Origin of the sequence: Nitrosomonas eutropha, from assembly GCF_900116685.1 — a bacterium.
Classification (GTDB): Bacteria; Pseudomonadota; Gammaproteobacteria; order Burkholderiales; family Nitrosomonadaceae; genus Nitrosomonas; species Nitrosomonas eutropha_A.
The window spans coordinates 1-10,167 of the sequence record NZ_FPBL01000021.1; the positions used below are offsets into that span (position 1 = coordinate 1).

Consider the following 10,167-nt stretch of genomic DNA (forward strand, 5'->3'; position numbering starts at 1 on the left):
AGGTTTGGTTAGGATGCAGCGCCTAGGTGTCGTCGCGCCGCACAGCCGCATTACTGGAGCAAACATGGAAAAGATTATCTATCCCGGATTAAGCCAGGATTCGCATGGCATCACTCAGCTCGGCCGCATCGTGCTCGATGCCCGCGTGTTCGGCTTCATCCCCGATGCCGAGGAATGTGCCGGCTGGAACTTGGGACAAATGCAGATCCTGATCGAGCGCGTGAACCGCGAGTGGGACAAGTACGGCAGCTTGCCGAGCATGCTGCCTCCCAAGCTGCGCGAGCGCCACACCCGATGCTACGCCGAGGCCATTGCCTGCGCCAAAGAACGCGGCTGGGATGCGGAACTGGGAGAGGACGAATAGACCGTATTCCACAGCACGATGGCTGCCCTGACCTAGGTCTGCATTCGTAAGCACAGAGGGCCACGTTGTAAGGTCAATTCTGAAATGGCTGATGATTAATGTAGATTACCTGTTGGCAGATCGTGGCTATGAAAGTAATGCCATTGTTGAACAGACGGTAAAACAGGAAGTGGGGCCATAAGAGAGCGGTGTATTGTCACAAAATACGCCAAAACGCTCAGTATCGTAGAATAACTACAATTTTTGTGGTGTTCTCCTTACTTTTTACCAACAGTACGACTTATGGAAATTTGTATAGAAGCTCCTTAGAGAAAGCATATAACAGTAAGCTATTCAATAATTTACCTTAAACGTCGGACTATCTTCTGGCCGCATTTTCCGGTGATCATAAATCCTCGTTGTTGAAATATTGGCGTGTCCCAACCATTCCTGCACCTTTGCAATATCAGCATTATTCTCAAGTGCATTAGTAGCGGCAGTTGCCCGTAGAGAATGGGCCCCAATTCTGAATCCAAGATTGTCTGAGTAACACTGCACAATCTTGTAGACAGCATCAGCTGTAAGAGCAGCAGTCTTGCTCATGCTGCGATTGTTAGAGAGTGATTTGAATAATGGGCCTGATTCCTCTTGTCCATGATCGGCCACTTCCAGATACTCATGTATTAATCTGCTGACCACAGGGTGAATAGGCAAATAACGGATCTTGCCTCCCTTGCCGGATACTTTCATATGCAGTACCCCACGTCGCTCCTGCTGGATGTCTCTCACTTTCAGTTTGCAGAGCTCGTCGCGACGCAGCGCATGGTAAAGCAAGATAGCGAGGAGGGCGCGATCCCGTTTACCTTTGAGAGACTGATTATCCGGCGCATCGAGCAACGCACGTGCCTGATGATCACCCAATGCTGGGGATTTGCCTTCATAGCTTTCAACAACAGGACGTTTTGTTCCTTTGACCGGGTTGTGTGTCACCGCGTTTTTGTCACACAAATATTCAAACAGAGAAGATATTGCAGCCAGCTTGTTCCGTATGCTTGATCCGGAAAGATCTCGTTTCTTCAACGTATCCCGAAATGCAATGATATGCGCACGGGTCACTTGCCGGAATTCTTCCGGTTTTTGAATGCCGGTAAATTGTATGAAATCTTGCAACGCATTTTTATAAGTGCGGCGGGTGTTTTCATTATCCAGGTTCGCATACCACTCCAACTCAACTGGAATTTCTGATAATTGCTGAAATTCTGCCAGATCGAGAATCCGAGTTGAAGAATTGGGGTTAGCCGGGAGGTTTTTATGTGAGAAGTCAGATTTATCCATTTTGGTATCTTACTATCTATAAAATACGTTATCAATAGTACAGGATATAATCATATCGTTCTAGCCACCCAATAATAATTCAAATAAATTACTGTTCGTGATTCACGATAATCTCATCACGGTTAATAGGGATCGCTTCAGAAAACGGAAAAAATCGTACGCTAAGAGGTGAGCTGCGCATGGATGGGAAAAGATTGCTGACCGAGCAAGCATTATTTAAAAAGGGAGCGAAAATAGCCGTTAGTACTGAAAATAGCATGCCATTTAATAAACATTAATCAGGAGGTACGACCTATGGCAATTGGTAATGCAGTTCAGCGCGGCGCATTCGTATACGTCTACGACGAGAATAATCGACAGATCGCGTCAATTCCCTCAGGAAATGACAAAAACGATGGCCTAACGGGGTACACCGGCAGCACGGTCAATGTGAGAAGAGGTGCGTTTATCTACACATACGACGAAAAGGGTAGGCAAAATGGAAGCACGCCCGCGAGATGAGCCTAACAATTCGCCTAAGCGGCTGGCCAGCGGCGTGACTGCCAAGGACGTTGGCCAAGAACCTCGGCGTGTCCGTTCCTACGCTGTATCGCTGGGTGCCAGCCTCGGCACAGGCTTAGCGTACGATTTTTTCCGTTTTCTGAATGCAGCTCCCTGAATCCATCTATCATGTTTTCCACAGTCATCGGAGGCTCCTTAACCGCGTTTTTCTGCCAACCATAGCTTTAATAATCCCGCTAGTCCAAAATCGCTATTCATTTTTACCAGATCTGTCAACGCTTCCGGGTCAAGTGCAGATAGAACAGGTGTGTTCAAACCCTGGGTGCGAAAATAGATCGATGCTTTCATCACTGAATTGGATGCAGCTTCACAATCGCTGCTTTTTCTTCTGGTGTTACCCATACTTTGATGTGAAGATCACGTGGACAACACATCGTGTGGTTTTTTTCTGGCGCAGCTGCGCCAGTTAGCCTCACAGAGCAAGATTAACGTTGAGCTGGAGGCGAATAAGGGAAAGTGATGTGGCCAAAATGCGCAGCATGTAGGACTACATTACACATCTTGCCCCGACTAATGATATGAAATCATATGCGCCAAATTTAGTAAAGACTACCACTCATTAAAAATCGCATTAATTCTTGCTAAATCGCATTAATTCTTGCTAAATCGCATATAATCTATGGTGTTGATAACATTGAATAAAGTTGGTTATACCTAGGTTTTACGGACACTTCAGAAAAGCCTAATGGCCTCTGACGGGCTTCGGGGTTGGCCTCGGAAGAAAAACCGGAGACAGCGTGGCAAACTAGGTTTGCCACCACCGGGTGTAAAGAACTTCACAGACAGGGTCTGTCAGATGGTGATTCGTGCCGTTGAAATGGCGATCTGGCCATGCCAAGGCGGCTGATCTGTGATTCTACATTCGGATCGTGGCAGTCAGTTTCGAAGCAACGACTATCAGAAATTTCTGATGAGAAACACACTGATCTGTTCTATGAGTGCGGTAGGCATTGCGGTGACAATGCAGCATGTGAGGGATTTTTCGGAATGCTCAAACGCAAATGTGTTAACCGGAAGAAATACCAGGCAATGGACATAGTCAAAGCAGATATATTTAATTACATTGAACGCTTTTATAATCCTCGGATGCGACGAAAAGTTGTAAAGAGTGATTGGAAGTTTTTAGCTGTTTTACGGCCGTTCGTGTATCACGGGTAGAACCATAACCTCAATCGTTAGATTTTGTTTCATAAGCATCTAGCGCTTTCTCCAGAACATCAATCAGTAATACACCTTCTCGTTGTGCGATAGTACGAATACGAGCATCCCATTCCGGAGTTACTCGCGTTGCAAACTGGACGGTACGTTTACTTCTTCTAAAAGAGCGGCCATCAATTTTACGAGCCATTGTCTGGACTTGTGGCAAAGGAGGTGAATTTCCCGTTGCAGTATTAACTGGAGCAAATTCCGGTGCAGTCAAGTTCAGGCTTGCTTCATCCAGCGTTGGTGGTACACCGAGCTCACCGCGCCTACCCTTTAATTTTTTGAGTTTCGATACATCAGTCATTTGTTACACGATCTATCAATGATTGAATGAGCATATCGGCCTTCTCATTTAACCCGGAATAACGAGTTTCGGTAATACTATGGCCGGTGTTTTGTGCCTGTCGATAGGCAGGTCGATCACATAAACTTCCATCAAGAACATTATAACCAGCCTGTTGTAAGTAAATCCGTGCGGCGGCTTCTTCAGCCCGTGTACCAATCCGATTCAGAGCAAATGCCAGACGCTCCTTGGAAATATCGGCCTTACTCAATGCATGAAATTCACGTACAGCGGGAATCAGATCATCTCTTGAAGCACCAGATGGCTGAACAATTAAATCGGCTGCACGGGAAATCTCTAGCGTTGCTGAACTGGTACGTGCAGGACCATCGATAATCAGTAAATCATAGCCATATATCGCTTCCAGTGCTTGTGCAGCAGTGGCAAACGCCTCAACAGAGATAACAGGTTTAATATTTTGGGAAAGTCGCAATCGGTGCCAGTCAACGGATGTACCTTGTTGCGTGTCGAGATCGGCAATTTTTACACGTAGGCCTCCGACCGCTGCTTCTCTCGCCAAGGCACGTGCAAGTGTAGATTTCCCTACACCACCCTTCTGAGAAACAAATGCAACTATAGCAGTCATACTCTACCCGTTTAAACCACATATGCGCCGGATTATAAGCTAAGTGTTAGATAGTAGATAGATAGCTTCTATGTTATTTGTTAATAACCAATTTTTAATTGTTTTATAGATGTATGCCTGTAAACATATTATTTAAATATAAAACGATATGACCGGTGAATGTACAACCCTATCCAACCGATAACTAAATAAAATAGGCCAAGAAGGAGCCAACTTGAAGGTGGCCTTATCAAGACCAAGAATACCTATAACCAAGATGTCTAAAGGTTATTCGTTGTCATGGCTCATCCATGAGTGAATTTTTTGGTATTTCATATCCAAAGGAAATGAATACAATCATCGTATATATTAGCTATCTAGCTACAGCTTTAATTATAAATGATAGCTAGTAAATAGCTATCATTTATCTATATGGTTTCTTTAAGTTTGACCATACATCAATCATCTTTCTATACAGGTTGAAGAAACAAGTAAATTCTCATAATGTCCGGGTGGTTGATAACAACTACCGCATAGGTAGGTAGCTGGTAATTAAATTATATTTCGTTAAATACCCCATATCTGTCAATACAGATCCACATTGCTAAATAGCACAAATATGCCATTCTATTTATCTTACAAATATTTAAATCAACAAAATATTTGTAATAATAATTTAGGTAAATAGGTGAGGGTTTAGGGTGATATGAAACAATGTAGATTTGACGTAGTGGGCTAAGGTTAGCAGACTAATCATAAAGATATTTTTATGGGTAAATATTTATTAAAAAATTTAGTTATATTCATCCACATACTAAAATGTTCCTCTTATTTTAATAATTAAGACAAGAGCATACAAACCGGCGGTAATTTTCTGAGTAATCTCGGCCCAATACTGCACTCACCATTCAGAAACTTTATCAACTCCACTTGATACATAATAACATTGATGATCCTCGGCTCGCGGTATAGCCCCGGCACTACTCCAAGCCTGGGCTACAAAAATTATCAATAAGCGGAACTTGCTTCTGCCTATTTCTCTACGGTCTTTGTTATTTCCATATAGCAGCTAGCTGATAGATAGCTATAATCTATCTATACTTTTATTGCGATTTTTCTTCCTTTTAACATCTTTATGTTGGACCTAAAAATGTTATTTTCTCTTAACTGGACTGTCCGGTTTCAGTAGATCACATCACTTGAGCCAGAAGCCAAATGGGTGACCGAGATCAAAACTGATGAAGGCAAACTCTTTCTGTGCGTCATTCTGGATTTGTTCAGCAAGTTAGTGGGTTTGGTCGATGCATCACAGACAGGGTCTGTCAGATGGTGATTCGTGCCGTTGAAATGGCGATCTGGCCATGCCAAGGCGGCTGATCTGTGATTCTACATTCGGATCGTGGCAGTCAGTTTCGAAGCAACGACTATCAGAAATTTCTGATGAGAAACACACTGATCTGTTCTATGAGTGCGGTAGGCATTGCGGTGACAATGCAGCATGTGAGGGATTTTTCGGAATGCTCAAACGCAAATGTGTTAACCGGAAGAAATACCAGGCAATGGACATAGTCAAAGCAGATATATTTAATTACATTGAACGCTTTTATAATCCTCGGATGCGACGAAAAGTTGTAAAGAGTGATTGGAAGTTTTTAGCTGTTTTACGGCCGTTCGTGTATCACGGGTAGAACCCAGATAGCTAATTAAGAATTAAAAGTGATGGTTTAGGGTTAAGAAAACCCTACATAATTTGCTTAAGGTGATGGTTTAGAAGTAGCGTTACCAATCGAAGTGATTTTGGGCGAGGAATTATAAGCACACACAATGTATTTACCTCATGCAAAATTTTTTGCATAAGTTATTGATAATAAAACAAATTTTAAACTGGTAAATGTCTTGTAGCTAATTACTTTGTTCATTGTTCGTAAGTAAAAAATAATTAACTATAAGAAAAATATTAGAGTTTTTGGTTTGTTGTTGTTATTTATACAACAACATCTTTAAAAAACTTTAAGTTTCTGTAATGCTTATCAGATAAGGGTTTTAGAACATAAAGGTGATGGTTATAGGTATGAAAGGTGATGGTTATAGGTATGAAAGGTGATGGTTATAGGTATGAAAGGTGATGGTTTAGGGTTTAGGAAACAGCTTGTAATATGCTAAAGGTGATGTTTTTGGGTAAAAATAATAAAGGTGATGTGATAATCTACTGACAGAGCGTCACCTTTATTAATAAATACATTTATGCAAAAAAACGTCACGCCAAGCGTTCGAAAGTTAAAGAATGATCAGCTGCGAAAGCACGTTGCTGCTATTCATACCAGTGGTGACCTTTCTTTGCTGGAACGTAAGATGGTAAATGTTCTTTTACTGAATGCATATGATGATCTGTTATCCAGAAGAACCCATACTTTACCTGTAGACCACCTACGTGCAATGCTTGGGTGGGAGGAAAGTAACAATGTTACTTTACTTAAGAAGATACTTCGAACGCTAACTTCCACACCAATTGAATTTAATATCATGGAAGATGGCAAGGAAACTTGGCGAGTAATGACCATGATTTCATTTGGCGAAATAAAAGGGAGCATTTGTACATATCGGTACGATGAGTATCTCGCTGAACGATTCTATGATCCGCAAATCTATGCGATGATCAATCTTGGAGTACAACGCCGTTTTGAAGGCGGATATGCGCTTACTCTATATGAGAACTGTCTGCGTTATAAATCAGTAGGATCAACGGGATGGTGGGAGTTAGAACGGTTTAAGAAATTGATTGGTGCATCAGCATCTATTTATGATGAATTTAAATATCTGAAACGCGAGGTTATAACCAAGTCAATAAAAGAAATCAATCGAATTTCAGATATATTGATTGAGGCTGAATACAGAAAAATAGGCCGAAAAGTAAGTTTTATCCGATTTAACTTAACTGAGAATCCTCAGAAAAGTTTGTTAGAACCTGAGCTACTGGATGATCATGCAAGTATCCGCGAATCAGAAACATTTAAACGGTTACGCGAGCATGGCATCGGTGAACGTCTCGCTATTGCCTGGATATTGCAGGATAAGGAACAGGCACAGGCAGTAGTAGATTATGTGGAAGAAAGGGACAAGAAAAAGCTGATAAAAGGTACTACAGCTGGCTACATTCGTAAATTAATAGAAGATGGCGCTGATGTAGGTAAATCAACTTATGAAATTAACAAGGAAAAGACTAGAAAGGAAAGCTTTGATAAGGAAAAATGTAAGAAAGTAGATGAAAAAAAATTAGAACTGGAGGCTGAATACAAAAGGCATCTTGTCACTAATCGAATACAAAATCTTACAATGACAGAGATAATAGATCTGGTTGAACATTATAGCATAGGGGAGGGGAGAGATAAAACAAAGTCGTATAATCCTGTTACAGGCAAATTTAAGGATGCTATCGAACGCGTTTCATTTACGGGTTGGCTGCGGTCACAATTTCTTCCGGAGGTTGTAATGAATAAAAATGAATTTGTTTTATGGCTAGAGATGAAAAATAAAAAAGCCACGGTAGCATCTTGATTGAAAGCTTCCTGCTTTCCTATCTGTAATAACCTACATTTGATCTTTAAAAACTAACAATAGCTGCGACTGACTTAAGATTATTTACAGGCACATAAACTAAGATGAATGAAAACTATTTCCTAAAATGGAATAGTAATCCCCCTATTTCTAGCAGTAAGCAGCGGTAGAATTGTAGCTAATTTTTGTTTCGGGGTGATGCTGCTCAGTGTCATGTTCGGCCGCTCGTTGTTGTAGTGACCTGCCTAGGGTTTTTCAATCCAGCATAACTTGAGACAATGGCCTCTTGAGAAGAGCGAGAGGCGGATGAAGAAGGCGCGATACAGTGATGAATAGATTGTCCGGATTCTACGGGAGACGGACAAGGACACGGTGGGGGAGGTAGCCAAGCGGCACGGTGTGAGCGAGGCGACAATCTACATCTGGCGTAAGAAGTACGGCAGTATGGAAACCAGTGAAGTCAAGCGCCTGAAGGAGCTGGAAACCGAGAACGCAAGGCGGCGTAAGCTATTGGTCGATCGTGACCTTGAGATTGAGGTTATGAAGGAGATCAACGCAAAAAATGGTAGGCGCACAGACCCGTTGGCGCAGGCGCGGTACGCTATTTCGCGTGGCGTCTGCCAGCGCTTGGCTTGTGCGCTGCTGGAAGTATCCCGTTCCGGTTTATATTACACGCTGAGAATGCCGATGAAGGACGAACCAGTGGCTCAGGCCATGCAACGTTTGTCAGGGCAGTATCCGTGTCTTCCTGGGCTGCGAAGGAATTCAGGTTGGCCAGGAGCGCTGCTCGCGCCTGTGGCGTCAGGCAGGGCTACAAGTACCAGCCAGGCGCAAGCGGTGAAAGGTTGTCGCCAAGTTCGCAGCCCAGACTATGTCAGCCGTCCAGCAGGAACAGCGTCTGGTGCTATGACTTCGTGTTCGATGCTTTCGCCAACGGCCAGACACTGAAATGCCTGACGATTGATGTCGCTTGCAGTGTCCGTGCCAAGAGAGTCATAGATATCCTGAGCTGCCTGGTCAGCCTACACGAGGCACCTTGAATTTACGTAGTGACAACGGCCCTGAGTTCGTCAGTACCCAACTGCTGCAATGGGCGATAGATGAGCATCTGGAAACGGTGCTGATCGAACCTGGTAAATCGTTAGCAGAACGGTACCAATGAGAGCTTTAACGGCAAGTTCCGGGATGAATGCTTATCGATGGAATGGTTCCACAATCGGCTGGAAGCCAGGGTCATCATCGAGGACTGGCGTCGCCACTACAATGAGGCTCGGCCCCATTCCAGCCCGAACCACCTGACTCCACGTCAGTTCGTGGACAACCTGAATAACGATTTAACAACCACGGCCAGAATCTCTAATTCCTGCTGGTAGGGAATTCCCAAGCAGATCAGTAGAGCCAAAGCCAGGCGGTGGCGCCAAGTTGAACTTCGTCTAGACCGCCAAACAGATTTTGGGCAAGCCAATCATAACGCACGGTACGGTTGTAGCATTCGACGTAGGCATTTTTCTGTGGGTTGCCGGGTTGGGTATGGATAATCGTAATGTGTCGACTGGCGGCCCATTCAAGCATCGTTTTGCCGATGTATTCGGGGCCGTTGTCACAACACAGGCCCGACGGTTTGCCGCGCCTTCGATGATCTGGTCCAGGGAGCGCGTCACGCGCTCTGCCGGCAAAGAGAAGTATAACCAAACCCTCATGGTTAAAGTCATCCACCATGTTAAGCAACTAGATGTCGCGACCGTCGGCTAGTTGATCATGCATAAAATCAATCGACCAGATTTTATTAATATCGGTGGCCATGCCCAGCGGCGCGGGCCGCTCGCGCACCAAGAGTTTGCGCGGCTTGATGCGTAGGTTCAGCTCCAGTGCGTGATAGATGCGGTAAACTCTTTTGTGATTCCATTTGAAGCCTTTGATATTGCGTAAATACAGGAAACATAGCCAGAAACCCCAATTTCGCTGGGCCGTCGTCAGTCGAATCAACCAATCGGCAATCACATCGTTTTTGTTGGCGTGCTTGGCATGCCACTCGTAAAACGAGGCGCTGCTCATGCCGTGCTCACGGCACAGCTTGGGTACCGGCGCTTCCGCATCGACTTGCTTCAGAATCGCCATGATCTGGCTGTCGGCGTAGACTTCAGCTAAATTGTATAACTCAACTAGGTAAAACATAATTTTTTCTTATGTTCTAAATAAGAATTTAAAATTTTCATTATCTTTTGACTGCCTTTAGGATGGCACTGCTGATGCGAATGGATG

7 protein-coding genes and 4 pseudogenes are annotated in these 10,167 nt (G+C 43.8%); 6 read left to right on the forward strand and 5 right to left on the reverse strand.

What is annotated here, in order from left to right; genetic code table 11:
- Positions 1-364 (forward strand): hypothetical protein (locus tag BM331_RS11015; protein ID WP_371265356.1); only part of this gene is annotated, 364 nt, incomplete at its 5' end.
- Between the two features lie 333 nt (positions 365-697).
- Here the strand turns inward: BM331_RS11015 and BM331_RS11020 are convergent.
- Positions 698-1,678, reverse strand: coding sequence for a tyrosine-type recombinase/integrase (locus tag BM331_RS11020; RefSeq protein WP_083414763.1), 981 nt, complete (start codon positions 1,676-1,678; stop codon positions 698-700).
- Positions 1,679-2,156: 478 nt separating this feature from the next.
- Here BM331_RS11020 and BM331_RS12460 point away from each other — a divergent pair, with 478 nt between their 5' ends.
- Positions 2,157-2,336 (forward strand): hypothetical protein, encoded by a 180-nt coding sequence (locus BM331_RS12460; RefSeq protein ID WP_074929515.1) that lies wholly within the window; start codon positions 2,157-2,159, stop codon positions 2,334-2,336.
- 38 nt (positions 2,337-2,374) lie between these two features.
- On the opposite strand, the gene BM331_RS11910 is transcribed toward BM331_RS12460, so the two are convergent.
- Positions 2,375-2,527, reverse strand: a complete 153-nt coding sequence (locus tag BM331_RS11910) for a hypothetical protein (RefSeq protein WP_177217866.1) — start codon at positions 2,525-2,527, stop codon at positions 2,375-2,377.
- A 394-nt stretch (positions 2,528-2,921) separates the two neighbouring features.
- Between BM331_RS11910 and BM331_RS12295 the strand changes: the two are divergent.
- Positions 2,922-3,397 (forward strand): annotated as a pseudogene (locus BM331_RS12295) (IS3 family transposase); the annotation flags it as partial.
- A gap of 10 nt (positions 3,398-3,407) precedes the next feature.
- Here the strand turns inward: BM331_RS12295 and BM331_RS11045 are convergent.
- Positions 3,408-3,746: a hypothetical protein gene (locus tag BM331_RS11045; protein WP_074929517.1), complete on the reverse strand. Its 339-nt coding sequence runs from the start codon at positions 3,744-3,746 to the stop codon at positions 3,408-3,410.
- A complete protein-coding gene (locus tag BM331_RS11050; protein ID WP_074929518.1) occupies positions 3,739-4,371 on the reverse strand; it encodes a ParA family protein in 633 nt (210 codons plus the stop codon). Before BM331_RS11050 ends, BM331_RS11045 begins: the two co-directional genes overlap by 8 nt.
- A 1,171-nt stretch (positions 4,372-5,542) precedes the next feature.
- Between BM331_RS11050 and BM331_RS12300 the strand changes: the two are divergent.
- The 3 genes and pseudogenes from BM331_RS12300 to BM331_RS11070 form a co-directional block, all read left to right on the forward strand.
- A pseudogene (locus BM331_RS12300) lies at positions 5,543-6,038 on the forward strand (DDE-type integrase/transposase/recombinase); the annotation flags it as partial.
- Between the two features lie 556 nt (positions 6,039-6,594).
- Positions 6,595-7,905, forward strand: a complete 1,311-nt coding sequence (locus BM331_RS11060; RefSeq protein ID WP_074929519.1) for a replication initiation protein — start codon at positions 6,595-6,597, stop codon at positions 7,903-7,905.
- A gap of 336 nt (positions 7,906-8,241) precedes the next feature.
- Positions 8,242-9,278, forward strand: a pseudogene (locus BM331_RS11070) (IS3 family transposase).
- A gap of 19 nt (positions 9,279-9,297) precedes the next feature.
- On the opposite strand, the pseudogene BM331_RS11075 reads toward BM331_RS11070, so the two are convergent.
- Positions 9,298-10,080, reverse strand: a pseudogene (locus BM331_RS11075) (DDE-type integrase/transposase/recombinase); the annotation flags it as partial.
- Positions 10,081-10,167: the final 87 nt, after the last annotated feature.